Here is a 16,970-nt window from a genome sequence, read left to right on the forward strand (position 1 = left end):
ATCCTCAACCACCTGCTCCACCTGTTCACCGAACACGAACTGGCAGCGTTACCCGTCCGGTGCTGGCCAGTACGGCAGGCCCGGCAGGCGTTCCGGTTCATGGCCCAGGCCCGCCACACCGGCAAGATCGCGCTGACCGTCCCGCATGGCATGGACCCGCACGGAACCGTGCTGGTCACGGGCGGCACCGGCGGACTGGGCGCCATCCTCGCCCGCCACCTCGCCGGCCACCACCACGTCAAACACCTGCTGCTCGCCTCCCGCAGAGGAGAACAAGCCCCCGACGCCGACCAACTCCGCACCGACCTGGAAGCCGCAGGCGCGTCCGTCGACATCGTCGCCTGCGACCTGTCCGACCCCAGCCAGGTCACCACACTCCTGGACCGCGTCCCCGCCGAGCACCCCCTGACCGCGCTCTTCCACACCGCCGGCGTGCTCGACGACGGCGTGATCACCTCCCTCACCCCCGACAAGATCGACCGGGTGCTACGCCCCAAAGCCGACGCCGCCTGGCACCTCCACCACGCCACCCGCCACCTCGACCTGGCCGCGTTCGTCCTCTACTCCTCCTCCGCCGCCACCCTCGACAGCGCCGGACAAGGCAACTACTCCGCAGCCAACGCCTTCCTCGACGCCCTGGCCATCCACCGGCAAGCCACCGGCCTACCCGCCCAATCCCTCGCCTGGGGACTCTGGCAACAACCCAGCGGCATGAGCGCCCACCTCACCACCACCGACATCACCCGCATCGAACAAGCCGGCTACCACCCCATCACCACCACCCAAGGCAACCAACTCCTCGACACCGCCCTCACCACCCCCCAACCCCACCTCCTCCCCCTCCCCATCAACACCCACACCCTCACCAAACGCCACGACGGCATACCCCCCATCCTCCGCGAACTGACCCACACCCCCACACGCCGCACCGCAAACACCACAACCACCGCAACCAACCAAACAGCACTACAACAGCGCCTGGCCGGGCTGTCCCCGGCCGAGCAGGTCGGTGAGCTCACCAAGTTGGTGCGCGAGTGCGCGGCGAAAGTGATCGGATACAGCGAGCCGGATGCGATCCGGGCGGAGCAGAACTTCCTCGAAGCCGGTTTCGATTCACTCACCGCGATGGAACTGCGCAACGTATTGAACAAGGCGACGGGCCTGCGGATGCCGGCGACAGCGGTCTTCGACTACGGCACCGCCGCGGCGCTGGCCCGCTACATAGCGGACGAGATCTCGTTCGACGCTGAAATCGCCCGGACCCCGTCCTCCGGTGCCGCAGGGCCGGATGCGGGTGGAATGCTCGCGTCGATGCTGCGCGACGCGGCTCCCACGGGGAAGCTGCGGGAGGGGTTGGAGATGCTGGAGGCGGCGGCGAAGCTCAGGCCGTCGTTCCGCACGCTGGACGACCTGGACCGCTCGTACCGGCCGCTGGCCTTGGCCTCAGGCCCGGCGCTGCCGAAGCTGTTCTGCTTCAGCACGCCGATGGCGCTGGGCGGCGCCGCCCAGTTCGCGCGGCTGGCCGTGCATTTCCAGGGAGTGCGTGACCTGTATGCGCTTCAAGTGCCGGGATATGCCCCAGACGACAGCCTTCCGGACACCGTAGACGTCATCGTGCGCATGTGGGCGGAATCCATTCAGGAGACGGCCGGTGACGACCCGTTCGTGATGATCGGCTACTGCGGCGGAGGCAACTTCGCGCACGCGGCCGTCACGTATCTGGAGCAGAAGGGGGTACGTCCGCAAGGTCTCGTCCTGCTGGACACCTTCCTTCCTGGCAGCGAGGTCATCGATGAGCTCGGTGGCCAGATGCTGGAAGGGATGTTCGACCGGGCAGAAACCTTCGGCCCCTTCAGTGACACGAGGATGACGGCCATGGGGCGGTACTACCGGCTCTTCAGAGAGACGGAGGTGGTCGACGTCGAAATCCCCGTGCTCTTCCTCAGGCCGGACACCCCCTTGCCCTCAGGCCCCGACGGCGAGAGGTCCCGGGTCGGGAACTGGCGTGCTTCGTGGCACTTGAAGCACGATCTGTGCGAGGTCCGCGGCGACCACCTCACCATGCTGGAGGGCGAGGCGGGGTCGATCGCGCAGGCCATCGAGGAGTGGCTCAAACCGTCCGACGGGCGTTCGAACGGCGCGTGAGCGGTGAAACGACCGAGATGCCGAGGCCTGGACCGACCGGGGCGCCGAGGGCGCGGTCATTGATCCGTGGGCAAGGACGTACCAGAGCGGGGCCGCGATCAGAAGCGGGAGGGGAAGGTGCTCTGCCCGGTCTCGCTCTCCAGGAACCGGGCGATGCCGTCCAGGAGGCGCTGCAGGCTGAACTCGAATATCTCCTCCAGGTCCGAGATGACCTCCGGACTGTTCCGCAGCGCGGCCTGTCTGGGATATCTGTCGGTGCCCAGTTCCTCGAGTACCGCCGGCACCTTCACGGCCCGCCACTGGCTCAACGAGATTCCGCCACCCCGCCGCTCAGATGCGATCTCGCTCACCCGGAGCAGCGCCAGCCCCTGCGCGATGCCGCTCACGCCGAGATAGATCCGATGGGTCGTGACGGGATCGAGGCCCAGGCCGTCGAATGTGCCCAGACCCCGTTCGAAGCGGGCGAGGAGACTGGGGACGAGCGGCGGCTGCACGGTCGCGATGACCTCCAGGACCCAGGGGTACGACGAGTACAACGCCCACTCCCACCTGGCAGCGGCCTCGAGCTCGGCCCGCCAGCCTCTGCCGGGCCGGGGATCGGAGTCCCCGCCCTCGCTGAACACCGCCTCCACCATCAGGTCGATCAGCTCGTCCTTCCCGTCGATGTAGTTGTACAGCGACATCACCTTGACGCCGAGCACGTTCGCGACATGCCGCATGGACATGCTCTCCAGGCCGTCGGCGTTGGCGATCTGGATGGCGGCCCACACGATCCGCTCCCGGGAGAGGCCCACGTCGGTCCGATGAACTTCCTCACGCGTGACACGCCCGCTGGGGACCGGACGTGCCGGACGAGGAGGTGAGAGCTGCTCGTCCTGCTTCTCCCGCCAGGCTCCCTGGCCCGTTCCAGAGTCGAGACGGGCCCGGTAGGCGCGGGCCTGGCACGAGCGCGAGCAGTAGCGGGGCTTGCGCCCGCGGGGAGAGGGTGTGAGCTCCTTACCGCACTGTGCACACGTCAGCATGGCAGCCCTTATTTCGTCACGATCTTCCATCGTGACGAAAGCATATCACGCATGAATGTGATGAAAAGAAGGCTGGATGAGTGTGACGAAAATTTCGCCCGACAGAAAGGCTATTGGCAAGGAGGCAGCTGCGAGCTGGGATTATGTCAGCGTAGACGCGGGCCGCCCGGTGAATATTTGTTTGACGAGAGACTTCCTCGACATGACATATGGTGTACTGTAAATATTACGTACACAGTATGAGAGGGTGTGAACGATGGATATCGCTGAAAGCGACGCCAAGGCGGGCTGGAGGCAATGGGTCGGCCTCGCGATCCTCATGCTGCCTGTGCTGCTCATTTCCGTCACGGTGACGGTGCTGTTCTTCGCGCTCCCGTCACTGACCGCCGAACTGGAACCGAGCGGTACGCAGCAGCTGTGGATCGTGGACATCTACGCCTTCCTGCTGGCCGGGCTTCTCATCCCGATGGGCAATCTGGGTGACCGGATCGGCCGCCGGCGCCTGCTCCTGCTGGGCGCGGTGGCGTTCGGCATCACCTCGGCGCTTGCGGCGTACGCGCCCAACGCCGAGTTGCTCATCGTCGCGCGCGGTCTGCAGGGGGCCGCGGCGGCGACGCTGATGCCGCCGACCCTCGCCCTCATCCGGGTCATGTTCACCGATGCCCGTCAACTCCAGATGGCCATCGCGATTTGGGCCGCGGTCTTCACCCTCGGCAGCGTGGCCGGGCCGATCGTCGGCGGGTGGCTGCTCGAGAGCTTCTGGTGGGGTGCGGTCTTCCTGATCAGCGTTCCGATCATGGTCCTGTTACTGGTGCTCGGCCCGCTCCTGCCGGAGTATCGTGACCCCAATCCAGGAAAGTTCGACCTCCTCAGCGCGGTCCTCGTCCTCCTCACCGCTCTTCCGATGGTGTACGCGGTGAAGATGGCCGCCGAGCAGAACTTCTCCGCGACGATGTGGATCAGCGCGGTGGTCGGGCTGGTGTTCCTGGCTCTCTTCTTGCGCAGGCAGCGAAAGTTGCCCGACCCCATGCTGGACCTGGCGCTCTTCCGGCGGCAGGCGTTCACCGTGTCCCTGATCACCGCCACTCTCGCGGTTTTCGCCCTGGTCGGGACGTTCTACTTCATCACCCAGTACCTGATGTCGGTGCTCGAGATGCGGCCCATCGTGGCCGGGCTGATGACCGTGCCGACGGCCGTCAGCTCGGCGGCCGGCTCGGTGCTCGGGGCTGCGCTGACGCGGTGGTTCCGGCCCGGCCACATCATGGGCTCAGGCATGGTCTTCGGAGCGGTCGGCTTCCTGCTGATCTCGCAGCTGAGCACGGACGTCAACCTGCCGTTGCTGTTCAGCGGCCTGTTCTTGCTGGGCTGGGGGATCGGATCGGTGCAAGCGCTGGCGTCGACCATGGTGGTCGCCACGGCGCCGCCTGAGAAGGCGGGATCCGCCTCGGGGCTGTTCGAGTCCTCCACGGAGTTCGGGCAGGCGCTCGGGGCGGCCATCCTCGGCAGCATCGGCGTGGCCGTCTACCGCAGCACCCTCGCCGCCGACCTGCCCAACGACGTTCCGCCGGAGGCCGCCGTGGTGGCGCACGAGACCCTCGGCGGTGCGCTGTCGGTCGCCGGCGAGCTCCCGCAGGCGATGGGCACGGCTCTGGCCGCCGTGGCGCGCGAGGCTTACGTCGACGGCATGCAGATCGCCGCTCTCGCCGGTGCGGTCATCATGCTCATCATGGGGATCCTCGCGTTCCTCAACATTCGCGAGGTGCAAAAAGCTTCGTGAGGCGACGGGCCGCATCGTTTACGGCGGGAAAGACCGGAAAATAGGGGGGACAGCCCCATTGAGCGCGTGACGGAATCCGGGCACTCTTCGAGGTAGGCGAAAGTCTTCACGAGACGAACGCGATTTATCGTCGCCGCGTTCGCGTCGGCGGGCACGGGTACGCTGCCACGACCGCTGTCATCCTTATAGTCGGAGGGAAGTCGGAGACATGTACGACCAGAGCAGTCATACCTTTTTGAATTTCAAGGGCTATGGCGCAGTACATGAAGCCGACCACCCAGCCGACGACTTCCGCGAGAATGCCAGGGAGAATCCCCAGGACGACTACCGGACGACCGTCGAGCAGACCGCCGCCTTTCTCGCGGCCAGGGCGGGGATCAACGGTTCGTGCAGGGTCCTCGAGGTGGGTGACCACTGCGAATGCCTGCTGATGTACTTCGCCAAGTGGTTCGGCTGCCGAGGCGAGGGGATCTTCCAGAGCGAGGAGTACGTCAGGTTCGCCCAGGACCTGTGCACGAACCAGCCCCACGGTCTCGACGTCGGCTTCCGGCGCGCATCGGTGATGCGTCTGCCCTACGAACCTGGCAGCTTCACCCACGTCGTCAGCCACGGTGCGCTGCACAAGGTGCCGGACAAGCCGCACGGCTATCTGGAGATCCGCCGCGTGCTGCGCCGCGGAGGCGTCTTCGCCTTCAGCGACTTCTACCAGCCCCAGGCGAGCATCAGCGAGCACACCCGGACAAACGTCTACGACAAGTTCGGGTGGAACGACGGCTACACGCTCCTGGAACACCACTCCGCGCTGGAGGAGGCGGGATTCGAAATCAGCTCGGTCTTCAACGTGACCGGCTTCCTCCGGAGGACGTTCCAGGGAAACGCAGAGGCGGCCAGGACGCGTGCAGAACGGATGGCAGACGTCGAAGCCCGGGACAAGATGCTCGCCTTCTCCTCGTCCTGTGAAGAGGTGCAGGCCGCCATCGACCGGATGGAGGTCGGGTGGGCGGTTTTCGTCGTGCGCAAACCGGAAGCGCCTGGCGGGAGAGTGCCGCATGCCTCATAGCGCCATCCATCACAGGGGCACGGACGCCGGACCGGGAAGGTGCTCGGAATCCTCCGTGGCGAACACGTTTCCGTTCGCGGCACCGAGCTCTTTCGACGAGAACAGGCGTGGCAGATCGTTCCGGCCGTTCACACCGAGCTTTCGGTAAATGCGAGTGAGGTGCTGCTCAACCGTGCTGATGGTGATATGCGCTCTCGTCGCGATCTCCCGGTTCGTGTAGCCGAGTGCCGCCATCGAGGCGACGCGGTACTCGGCGGGGCTGAGTGCGTTCTGATCGTTGCCGGTGGTCATCATGCCGAAGTCGTCGTCGAAAGTGCTCGCCACCGACTGGCGTAAGGGCTCGGCGTGGCAGCGCCGACCGACCCGGTCCGCCTGCTGGCCGATGAGCCGGGCTTTGTCCGTCTCGCCCAGGGCGGCGAGGGAGTGGCTGAGGCGAGCCAGCGCGTGCGCCAACTCCATCTTGTGGCCGGAGTCCTGGAGCATGTCGACGGCTTTGCGGAGCAGTGGCGGCCTTCGTCCCACATCCTCGGCGGAGGCGAGCACCATCAGCGCGAACCCCCGGATTCTGGGGGAGTGGCCATGCGGAAGTGCCTGATGGAGTTCCAGGTACTTCCGGGCGCGGGCGTTGTTCTTCAGCACGACAGAGACTCCCGCCGCCCCGAGGCGCCAGGGGATGAGCAAAGGCGTGTCGACCTCCCAGGATCGCATCAGCGTCCCGCACTTCAGGACGTCGCTGAGGCCCGCGTGCAACTGGCCGACCGCCACTCTGTAGTGGCCCCGCGCGAAGAGGTAGTGCAGCCCGTACCGGGTCTGGTATACCGTCTCCGGCAGCGGCTGGCGCAGGTACTGCTCGGCCTCCTGGTACTGGCCCATCTCCGTATGGGCCTCGATGAGGCTGGCCAGCGGCAGGGCCGCGAGCACGCCCAGGCTTCTCGCCGGCAGGGTGCGCAGTGAAAGGCGCCCGTACTCGACGGCTTCCAGCAGCTCGCCCTGGCGCTCGGCGATGTGCGCGCGGAACGCGGCGAGCACGCTCAGCCACGTGGGCGAGGAGCGCCGCTCCGCCAGCGCGAACAGGTTCTCGACGAGGAACGACGCCTCCTGGATGCGGTCGGCATAGATGAAGCAGGACAGGGCCGCTTCGACCAGCTCGATGTTGCAGCCTTCGAGCTGGACCGAGTGGAGGACCTTCTCCGCCGTCTTCAGGGCCGCCTCGGTCTCGCCTTCTCGCAGGGTGGCGGCGAGCGCGGCGATCGTCCTCGCGTACGAATGGGCCGGATGCCGCTCGCTCCCCTCGCGCAGGGGAGAGGGCCGGTACGTCCCACGCAGCCGGTGCAGAACCGGGGGGTGCGTGCTGGCCACCCAGTGGTCGGCTGCGAGGCGCCACGCGGCGCTTCCCTCACCCTCCTGGCCCTCGTCCTGCTCTGCCCGCTCCAGCAGCGCGAAGAGTTCCTCGGCCTCGTCGTACTGGCCGTGCCAGAGCACGCACGTGAGAAGCCAGTGCAGGTCCCGGCCGGTCAGCCGGCCGTCCCGTGCGGCCCGCATGAGCATAGGGGTGTACGTGGTGGCGGTGGAGGGGTTGATCCGCCATGTGGCCTTGGTCAGCGCCAAGGTGACCATGACACGCTCGTCGTCTCCCGAGCACAGGTCCGCCGCGTGACGGAGGTACCGCACGGCGAGCTCGTACTCGTCGGTCGCCAGCGCCTGATCAGCGGCTTCGCGCAACACGTCCAGCGCCCAGGGCTCGCTCATCGTGCTGGCGGCGAGGAGGTGGTCAGCGATCACCGTGGGCTGTACGCCGGTCGCGTGCAACAGCTGGGCGGCGCGCCCGTTTAGCTCTCTCAGGGCATCGGGCTCCGTGGAGTCGAGGACGGCCTCCCTGGCGGCGGGGTGGCGGAAGCCGTCCGTGCCCAGGAGGCCGATCTCCGCCAGCCATTCCAGAGTACGGACCACGGTCGGCTGCTTGATGTGCAACATCTCGGCCAGCAGCGTGGGAGAAGCGGACGCGTCCAGCACGGCGGCGGCACGCAGGACCCGCAAGGGCGTGCTCCCGATGCGGTGCAAGAGTGTGCTCACGGACCCGGAGAAGCCGTCGTGGACCACCAGCCCCGTCCCGTCGCCGCCCGCGTTCTGCTGGTCCTCGATCAGCGAGCGCACAAGAAGGGCGTTTCCGCCGCTGAGCCGGTGGATCTCGGCCACCAGCGGATCGTCAGGTTCGATTCCTAGATGCGTCTGCGCTATCCGGGAAATGGTGCTCGACGAGTAGGGCGACACTTTTATGCGGCGGCACTGCGGATGGTGCATGAGGTCGCTCTGGATTCTGAGCGGCACCCCGTTCGGCCCCTCGTTGACGGTGAAAACCATGAAGACGTTCGCGGCGTGGAGACGGTTTATGAAGTGCAGTAGAATATCCAACGACACCGGGTCCGCGTATTGCACGTCCTCTGTCGTTATCAATACCGCGCCGTCCCGCGCGTGGTTGGTGATGATCTCCCACAGGCCATGCGTGACGCCGATCCAATTGAGGTCCTCCGGGCGGATCCCCCGCGGCCCCGCATTGAATACGGCCTCCTGCAGAAGCTGCAACGCGGGGGGCACCTCGCCGAGCGCGGCACTCAGGCTCTGCGAAACCTGATGGATGACTCCCAGTGAGATGTTCTGCTCGTTCCGTAAGCACGTGGCGCTCAGATGCGTGGCGCCCGACTTCACCGCGGAGTCGGTGAAGGCATGCAGTACCCGATGCTTGTCGGAACCGGGCGGGCCGGTTATCATCGCGATTCTTCCCCAGCCATGCTCACTTTCCGCGAGCATGGTGTTGAGGAGGGTGATTCCTGGTTCGCATTCGGCGAACTGCATCGACTCTCCTTTCACCGGTTCGGTCGTGGAGGAAGTTCAAATGGGCGTCGGACAGCCGACCTCTGTGTGTTCGTGCCGGTTCATTCGGCGTTTCATGAAAGACGCCCGACCCCTCTCGCGCGCAGGCCTTGGAGGTGTCACCGGCCACTTCGTGGCGGCACGGCCGTGACGGCGGTCGGACTTCGGCGCTGCGGGTGGCGTCGGCGGTCTGCCGATCCACGACCGTGGGTCCTCGCGTGAGCCTGCACCGAACCGGGGCGGCCTGTTGTCCGGGCAGGCCGGCGTGGCCGTGTCGCTGCGGTCAGTGAGCGGGACACGGCCACCGTCGCCGGCGGCCGGGGCGAGCCGGCGGTCCTGATGCCGGGCGATGTCCAGTGGCGAGCGGTCGCCACGGGTGAGAACGGAAAGGATCCCCTGCCCCCTCTGAAATCGATGACTCGTGGTGAACGCTACGACCGGACGGCGGATTGTGCTCCGGTGGCGCGTCCACTCCACGGCCTGCTAGGTGGCGACCCGACAACCGCGTGCCCGATTTCTCCGCGGCGCCAGGCAACCTCACCATCGTGCTTCGGCGCCGCAGAACGGACAGTCCAATAAGGGCTGGGGACGGCGCCGGTTTTCGCGCCCTCGCCGGCGCCCGAAAATCCTTGTAACATATGCGGCCACGTCTCCATCATGCGTATGAGTGACTTACGCTGCGGGGCGCGCTCGGAAACGCGCCGTACGGCGGACACCGCGCCCTGACCGAATCATGAACGGGCGCCAAACCGTCACGGTAATGTTATACATCGGCAAAAGTCAAGAAAACGTCGCCGCAGTGACAGATGGCCGCACAGACAGTGCACACCGTAGTCCTGAACGCCAATATCCGTAAACCGTGGCGACCGATTCTCCGGCCTCGGACCGGCGCTCAACTGGGCCGATGGGCCGATTTTTTCGGTCGGCCCGATTTATGGATCGCGTCAACCCGGAAGCCGCCAATCTGCTGGCGCCGTGCCTCTTGTGGTGTTGTCGCACGGGGAGACCTTTGAAACTCTCGCATGTGAGCAGCCTTCACGTCCTGGAGCTTGTGGACATCCGACAGGATTCCAAGATCATTATGGCGTGAGTTGCTCGCCTGCAGGTGGGATGACGGTCGGCCACGGGCATACCGCCCTGTTCATGGCGTAGGGGTGGCTCTTCGGTCACTCGGCCCGGGGGCTTCGTGCGGCACGGTCGGGCCCCCGGCTCTGGGGGCGTACGCGGCGTACGGCACCCCGTGTAGGGGTGGCATAGGGGGTCAGCTCGCAGGAGCCCCCGCGTAGTTTCGGTATCGGCCTGGCCGGCTTCCGGTTGCACGCGAAATGCGTACCGGCTGCCGGAGAAAATTCCTTTCCCCGGCTCGAGGCGGGAGGCTTGAATGAACGGCTCTATTTCCACGGCGTATTCCCCGCGGTCGCGACTCATTCACGAAATGCTGGACGAGGCCGCGGCCGCGAATCCGGACGGGGTATCGGTGCGTGACGCGCGTGGTCCCTGGAGCTACCGGCGGGTCGTCGAGCTCAGTCACGCTTTCGCCGCCTGGCTGGCGTCCAAGGGGGTCGAGCCTGGCGACCGGATCATTGTGCAACTGCCCAATGCGCGGGAGACGGTTCCCATCATCTACGGCGCCTCCCGGCTCGGTGCCGTCTTCGTGCCCTTGAACCCCGGGATGAAGGCCTACCACCTGCGGTCCGTACTGGAGGACTCCGAGCCCAAGCTGGTTATCGGCGGTGGCAAGGCACTGCAGGAGACCGCCGACGTGCCCGTGCACGGGATCGACGACCTCTGGAGTGAAGTGGCGGCGTTCGCCGGAGGCCCCGCCCCGGACCAGCCGGCCGAGGCCCGGCCGGAAGACGTGGCCGTCCTGATGTACACCTCGGGCAGCACGGCGGCGCCCAAGGCGGTGGTGTGCCCGCACGCACAGGTGACCTTCGCGGCGTCCGCCATCAACGCGGTGCTCGGCTACGGTCCCGGGGACGTGGTCTTCTGCCGGTCGCCGATGTCCTTCGACTACGGCCTCTATCAGATCTTCCTCTCCGCGCTCGGGCACGCCGAGCTGGTGATGGCCGGCGACGGGCCCGACCTGGCGCTGTTGAGTCAGCTCCAGGAGTGCGGTGCGACCGTCGTGCCGATCGTCCCTTCGCTGGGCGCCATGCTCACGACCCTGGGCCGGCGAGCTCCCGGCTCCGCGCCCGCCGTGCGGATGTTCACCAGCACCGGCGCCGCGCTGCCTGCCGCGACCATCGAGGGCCTGCGCGAGTGCTTCCCCGGTGCACGCGTGGTGCGGATGTACGGGGTCACCGAGTGCAAGCGGGTCACCATCATGGAGCCGGAGCTGGACCGCGAACGCCCCGACTCGGTCGGCCGCCCTCTGCCCGGCACCCAGGTGCTGATCCTCGGTGACGACGGCTCGCCGCTCCCCGCCGGCGAGACCGGGGAGATCGTGGTGGCCGGGCCCAACGTGATGGCGGGCTACTGGCGCGCCCCCGAGCTGACCGCCCGCGTCTACCGCCGCGACGAAGCCACGGGCGAGACACGGCTGCACACCGGCGACTACGGTTTCCTCGACGAGGACGGCTACCTCTACTTCGAGGGCCGGCGCGACGACATGTTCAAACGCAGGGGCACCCGGATGAGCACCACCGAGATCGAAGCCGCCGCGATGGACATTCCGGGCATTCGTGCCGCCGCGGTGCTGCCCCCGGGCGACGGGCACGATCTCGCCATCCTCGTCGAGGGCGCCCTCGCCCCCCACGCCGTCCTGCGCGAGCTGGCGCAACGCCTGGAGCCCGCGAAGGTACCCGCCGTCTGCCGCGTCCTGCCCTTCTTTCCTCTCACGCTCAACGGCAAGAACGAGCGCAAGGAACTCGTGCGCTTCCTCGACGAGAGCCCGTGAGCCCCGGGCGCCGGGTGACTCGGTGATGGCGATGGACGCTTGGGTGAGGAGCGCGTCGAAGAGTCGGTCGTTGTGCACGATGCGGGCGGCGATGACCTTCTTCTTGCCCGAGGCCCGGGTGATCGGAGAGGTTCCGGCATGGTTCTTGCGTGCCTTGGCGATGGCGTAACGGTCGGGGTCGTCGCCGAACTCTGCGAGCACCCGGGCGCCGAGAACGGCTCCCAGCCCTGGCTGGGACAGCACGATCTCAGCGGCCGGATGCTGCTCAAGATGGGCCTCGACCTCCTTCTGCAACGCTGCGACTTGTTCGTGCAACGCGACCAGCACGGCGGTCAGGGCGCGGGCCGAGGCGGCATAGGCACCGGTGGCCGCGGCGGGCTGCCCCAAGTGCTCGGTGCGCAGCGCGGCCTGAACGATCGGGCACCTTGTAGCGTCCGGCGCGCTTGAGCACCGCGGTGATCTGTCCCATGGTGCGCCAACGGCATCGGCGTGGTGCGCTCGCAGGTGCGGCGGATCCTGCTGGCAGAGGGCGTGCGCTGCCGTCACACCCGCTCCTGGCCACCAGCCATGACCCACGTCATTGCCCTCTACACGTGCCCGCCGCCGGGAGCGACGGTCGTGGCCGCCGATGAGCTCGGCCCCGTCCTGCCCCGGACCTTCGACCCCGCCCCCGGATGGAGCCCTGAGGGACAACGAGTCAAAGCGGCCCCTGCCTACAGCCGCGCACCGGTGAAGACCTGGGTCTACGGCGGCCCTGCGCATCGCCGACGGTCACGCGGTCACCATGACCGCCACCTCGCGCAACAGCGCCGGCCGGCAGCCCTACGGCGAGGTACGGCTGGACGTTGCCAAGCGGCTGGTACTGAGCGGGGATGTCGCGCAGCCCGGAGTAGGTCACGATCGCGTCGTAGCCCGATGTGCGCGAACTCGGCAGGCGGTTGAGCAGTAGCGGCGGCGACGTCCCGTCGCAGGCTGGCTGACGGTCAGCCCGCATTCGGGAGCCTCGCACCGAGTTTCGTTACATGGTGCCGCTGGCGTGGCGCTGGGAGCGGGGGTTTCGTTACGCGGGTCGAACAGGGCCTCGTGGGAGTTGAGGGGGCGATTGGACGACAGCACTTGAAATCCGGGGCGCAATCCCTGCGGTCTGATCATGGCGGGAGGTCGCGCCAGCGTTCGGCCGACGCCAGAGCGTCCAGGCTGATCCGCTCCAGGAACGCACCGCCCCTGGCCAGGCGGCGTCCCACGGGCGTGTCGAGCCCGAGCGTCTGCCCCGCCGCCTTGGCGATCTCCGCCGCCGCGAGCGTCTGCCGCGAGCTGATCACCGTCGAGTGGTACCAGGCGTCGTCGTCGACCACGTAGATGTCGCGCCGCCGCTGCCGATCGCGTTCGCGCCTGATCAGCCCCTGCTGGGTCAGGTAGCCCACCGCCATGGAGATCGAGGCGGGACTGACGTTCAGCCCGCGCGACAGTTCGGCCGCAGTGAGCCTGCCGTCCTCGCTCAGCCACAGGCCGATGAGCACGCGCGCCATCATTTTCGGCAGGCCCATCCCGACCGCCATCTCGACGGCTCCCTCTTCCACCTCGAAGACCTTGCGGTCCTGGGGTTCGGCCTCGGGCGAACGGGCCGGGGTGCCGCGCCGCGCCCGCCGCGCTGCCGCCTGGTGCGCCCGCTCGGGGCGGTAGTCGCTGGGGCCGCCGTTGCGGCCGACCTCACGGCTGATCGTCGAGGTCGGCCGGTCCAGCCGCCTGGCGATCTCGGCGTAGGAGCGGCCTTCGGCGAGGCCGGTCGCGATGCGCTGGCGGTCCCGCTGGGTCAACCTTCCTTCTGGCATGACGCCAGTATTGCGTTCGGCGCCATACAGTGCAACGTTTCATTGCATTCAGCTCCAGCGTCAACGCATCAATTTATCGGCTTTGACCTGGACTTATGTGCATCGATTGATTGACAGAATTTCTGAAAGCAACGTAGCTTTCAATCGTGACGAACACGTACTATCGCGATGAGCCGGTCACTCCGTCCCTCGACCGCGCACCCGCCTGTCCCTTCGATCCCGCCCCTTCGCTCACCGCCCTGCGCGCAGAGCAGCCAATCGCCCGCGTGGCCGTGCCCGAGGGCGCCCCCGGCGTCTGGATGATCACCGGATACGACCTGGTCCGCCAGATCCTCGCCGACCCGCGGTTCAGCTCCCGCTACGAAACCCACTACCACCCCCTGGCGGGCGGGCGCCTGCCGCCCGCCCCCGTCGGCGACCTGACCGGCATGGACGCACCCCAGCACACCCGCTTCCGCAAGCTGCTGGCGGCCAAGTTCACCGTCCGCAGGATGAACCTGCTCACCGAGCGGGTCACCGAGATCACCCGTGAGCGGCTCGACGCGATGGAGCGGCAGGGGCCGCCCGCCGACCTCGTCGAGGTCTTCACGCAGCCGGTTCCAGCGCAAATGATCTGTGAGCTGCTCGGCGTGCCGTACGAGGACCGCGACCAGTTCCAGAGCTCCACCCGGGCCCTGTCGGACGCCGGGACCGCTGAGACGCAGTACGCCGCCTTCGTCGAGCTCGGCACGTACCTGCGGGAGCTCGCGCTCACCAAGCGGGCCAAGCCGACCGACGACCTGCTCAGCGACCTGGCCACCGGAGGCGACCTGACCGACGAGGAGCTCGGTGGCGTGGCAGCGTTCCTGCTCGGCGCCGGGCTCGACACCACCGCCAACATGCTCGCGCTCGGCACCTTCGCCCTGCTGCGCAACCCGGCCCAGCTCACCGCCCTGCGCGGCGACCCCGACCTGGCCGTCGGCGCCGTGGAGGAGCTGCTGCGTTACCTGTCCGTCGCCGCCACCGGTATGCGCGGCGTGCTCGAGGACGTGGAGCTCGGCGGCAGGCAGCTCAAGGCGGGCGACACGGTCGTCATCGCGATCAACGCCGCCAACAGGGACCCGGCCAGGTTCTCCGACCCCGACGTGCTCGATCTGCGCCGCTCGGCCGCCGGGCATCTGGCCTTCGGCCACGGCGTCCATCAGTGCCTCGGTCAGCAGCTTGCCCGCATCGAGATGCGTGTCGCGTTTCCCGCGCTGCTCATCCGCTTCCCGACGCTGCGGCTCGCCGTACCGGCTGAAGACCTGTCGCTGCGCACCGACCCCTCGCAGGTGTACGGCGTGCACAGCCTGCCCGTCACCTGGGATCGGGGGTGAACGCGATGCGAACCTTCGTCTCGGTGACGGGGCTGCGTAAGTCCTACGGCCCCCACCGCGTCCTGGACGGCATCGACCTCACCATCCCGCAGGGCACCGTCTTCTCGCTGCTCGGCCCCAACGGCGCGGGCAAGACCACCACAGTGCAGATCCTGTCCACCCTGATCAAGGCCGACGCGGGCGAGATCTGGGTCGCCGGGCACGACCTGGCCAAGGAACCCGACAAGGTGCGTGCCGCGATCGGCGTCACCGGCCAGTTCTCCGCGGTCGACAGCTTCCTCACCGGCGAGGAGAACCTGCGACTCATGGCCGACCTGCTCCACCTCGGCCGCGCCAAGGGCCGCAGGCGCGTCCGCGAACTGCTGGAGCGCTTCGACCTCACCGACGCCGCGCGCAAGCCCGCGGTCACCTACTCGGGCGGCATGCGCCGCCGGCTCGACCTCGCCATGACCATGGTCGGCACGCCCAGGCTCATCTTCCTGGACGAACCGACCACGGGCCTGGACCCGCGCAGCCGCCGCACCATGTGGCAGATCGTCAGGGACCTCGTCCAGCAGGACGGCGTGACCATCTTCCTGACCACCCAATACCTGGAGGAGGCCGACGTACTCGCCGACCGCATCGCGCTGCTCAGCCAGGGCCGGCTGGTGGCCGAGGGCACCCCTGAGGAGCTCAAGCGAATGGTCCCCGGCGGCCACATCGTCGTGCGCTTCGCCGACCCTGACGGGTACCGCAGGGCGGCCGGCCACGTCGGCGCCACCTCCAGCAACGACGCGGCGCTCACCGTCCAGATCCCCGACTCCGGCGGAGTCAGGACGCTGAGGAAGCTCCTGGAGTGGCTGGACACGCATGCCGTCGACGTCGCCGAGCTGTCGGTGCACACCCCCGACCTGGACGACGTCTTCCTCACCCTGACCCAGGAGCCCTCGACCAAGGAGCCCTCCCGATGAGAGCGATCACCGACTCGGCGACGATGCTGCGGCGCCAGGTCAAACACATCTGGCGCTACCCCACGCTGATCCTCACGTTCGCGTCCGTGCCCGTGGTGTTCCTGCTGCTGTTCGTCTACGTCTTCGGCGGCACCATGGGCGCGGGCATCGGCGCCGACCGCGCCGCCTACGTCGGTTACCTCACCCCCGGCATCATGATCACGACGATCGTCGGGGCCGCGCAGGGGACCGCGATCTCGGTGGCGACCGACATGACCGAGGGCATCATCGCCAGGTTCAAGACCATGGCCATCGCCCGCGTCTCAGTGCTCACCGGGCACGTACTCGGGGCGATGGTGCAGACGTTCCTCGCGATTGCCATGGTGACCGTGGTGGCGTTGCTGATCGGGTTCCGCCCGTCCGCCTCGGTGCTGGACTGGCTCGGCGTGGTCGGTGTGCTGGCCATGTTCACCTTCGCGATCACCTGGCTGTCGGTCGCGCTCGCCATGGTCACCAAGAACGTGGCCACGGCCAGCAACCTGCCGATGCCGCTGATGCTGCTGCCGTTCCTCGGCAGCGGCTTCGTCCCGACCGAGTCGATGCCGACTGGTTTGCGCTGGTTCGCCGAGCACCAGCCGGCCACCCCTGTCATCGAGACGCTGCGCGCGCTGCTGGCCGGGCGTCCGGCCGGGTCCAGCTTCCTGGAGGCGGCTGTGTGGAGCGCGGGCATCGCCCTGGTCAGTTATCTGTGGGCACGCAGGCTCTACAACGGGTACGGCCGGAATACGACGTAAACGCACCGTGGCCTGACAACTGATCGTTAAGGTGGGCTTCGTCATATTGATGATGGTCTGGGATGTTGCTGGTGACCTCGATAGACGCGCTTCGCGCGGGTGGTCTCGACGCGGGAACTGGCGGAGAGCTTCACGTCGGCTGATGCCGAGGTGGGCTGGGCGCGGCCATACCCAGGATGAGCATCATCTGGTTGAAGTCCGACAGGCTGAAATGCCAGCACGGCGACCGCCCGCCGGGAAAATCATCAGGTGGACGATGACGTCCTCCCCTTTCCTCCTGGAGCGA

At 67.5% G+C, this 16,970-nt stretch carries 10 protein-coding genes and 1 pseudogene; 7 read left to right on the top strand and 4 right to left on the bottom strand.

The window, feature by feature from the left end:
* On the top strand, positions 1-2,145 hold a 2,145-nt coding region (locus ABT294_RS25275), incomplete at its 5' end, for a type I polyketide synthase (protein ID WP_350808728.1).
* A gap of 98 nt (positions 2,146-2,243) precedes the next feature.
* Here ABT294_RS25275 and ABT294_RS25280 read toward each other — a convergent pair.
* Positions 2,244-2,939 (bottom strand): TetR/AcrR family transcriptional regulator, encoded by a 696-nt coding sequence (locus ABT294_RS25280; RefSeq protein WP_350808729.1) that lies wholly within the window; start codon positions 2,937-2,939, stop codon positions 2,244-2,246.
* A 484-nt stretch (positions 2,940-3,423) separates the two neighbouring features.
* Between ABT294_RS25280 and ABT294_RS25285 the strand changes: the two genes are divergently transcribed.
* Both ABT294_RS25285 and ABT294_RS25290 read left to right on the top strand, forming a co-directional pair.
* Positions 3,424-4,944, top strand: coding sequence for an MFS transporter (locus ABT294_RS25285; RefSeq protein ID WP_350808730.1), 1,521 nt, complete (start codon positions 3,424-3,426; stop codon positions 4,942-4,944).
* A gap of 208 nt (positions 4,945-5,152) precedes the next feature.
* Positions 5,153-6,004, top strand: a complete 852-nt coding sequence (locus ABT294_RS25290) for a class I SAM-dependent methyltransferase (RefSeq protein WP_350808731.1) — start codon at positions 5,153-5,155, stop codon at positions 6,002-6,004.
* Between the two features lie 9 nt (positions 6,005-6,013).
* On the opposite strand, the gene ABT294_RS25295 is transcribed toward ABT294_RS25290, so the two are convergent.
* Positions 6,014-8,857: a helix-turn-helix transcriptional regulator gene (locus ABT294_RS25295; protein WP_350808732.1), complete on the bottom strand. Its 2,844-nt coding sequence runs from the start codon at positions 8,855-8,857 to the stop codon at positions 6,014-6,016.
* Between the two features lie 1,453 nt (positions 8,858-10,310).
* Between ABT294_RS25295 and ABT294_RS25300 the strand changes: the two genes are divergently transcribed.
* On the top strand, positions 10,311-11,774 hold the full coding sequence (locus ABT294_RS25300; protein WP_350808733.1) for an AMP-binding protein: 1,464 nt from the start codon (positions 10,311-10,313) through the stop codon (positions 11,772-11,774).
* Between the two features lie 87 nt (positions 11,775-11,861).
* Here ABT294_RS25300 and ABT294_RS25305 read toward each other — a convergent pair.
* Positions 11,862-12,536 (bottom strand): annotated as a pseudogene (locus tag ABT294_RS25305) (transposase); the annotation flags it as partial.
* 386 nt (positions 12,537-12,922) lie between these two features.
* Entirely contained in the window at positions 12,923-13,606 is a 684-nt protein-coding gene (locus tag ABT294_RS25310; RefSeq protein WP_350808734.1) for a helix-turn-helix domain-containing protein, read from the bottom strand.
* 146 nt (positions 13,607-13,752) lie between these two features.
* Here ABT294_RS25310 and ABT294_RS25315 point away from each other — a divergent pair, with 146 nt between their 5' ends.
* From ABT294_RS25315 to ABT294_RS25325, 3 genes are read left to right on the top strand one after another with little or no spacing between them, the layout of a single operon-like run.
* Positions 13,753-14,961 (top strand): cytochrome P450, encoded by a 1,209-nt coding sequence (locus tag ABT294_RS25315; protein WP_350808735.1) that lies wholly within the window; start codon positions 13,753-13,755, stop codon positions 14,959-14,961.
* Between the two features lie 5 nt (positions 14,962-14,966).
* Entirely contained in the window at positions 14,967-15,911 is a 945-nt protein-coding gene (locus ABT294_RS25320; protein WP_350808736.1) for an ATP-binding cassette domain-containing protein, read from the top strand.
* Positions 15,908-16,684 (top strand): ABC transporter permease, encoded by a 777-nt coding sequence (locus tag ABT294_RS25325; RefSeq protein ID WP_350808737.1) that lies wholly within the window; start codon positions 15,908-15,910, stop codon positions 16,682-16,684. The genes ABT294_RS25320 and ABT294_RS25325 overlap by 4 nt, the downstream gene beginning before the upstream one ends.
* Positions 16,685-16,970: the final 286 nt, after the last annotated feature.

Origin of the sequence: Nonomuraea sp. NPDC000554 (assembly GCF_040300065.1) — a bacterium.
In the GTDB taxonomy this organism is placed as follows: Bacteria; Actinomycetota; Actinomycetes; order Streptosporangiales; family Streptosporangiaceae; genus Nonomuraea.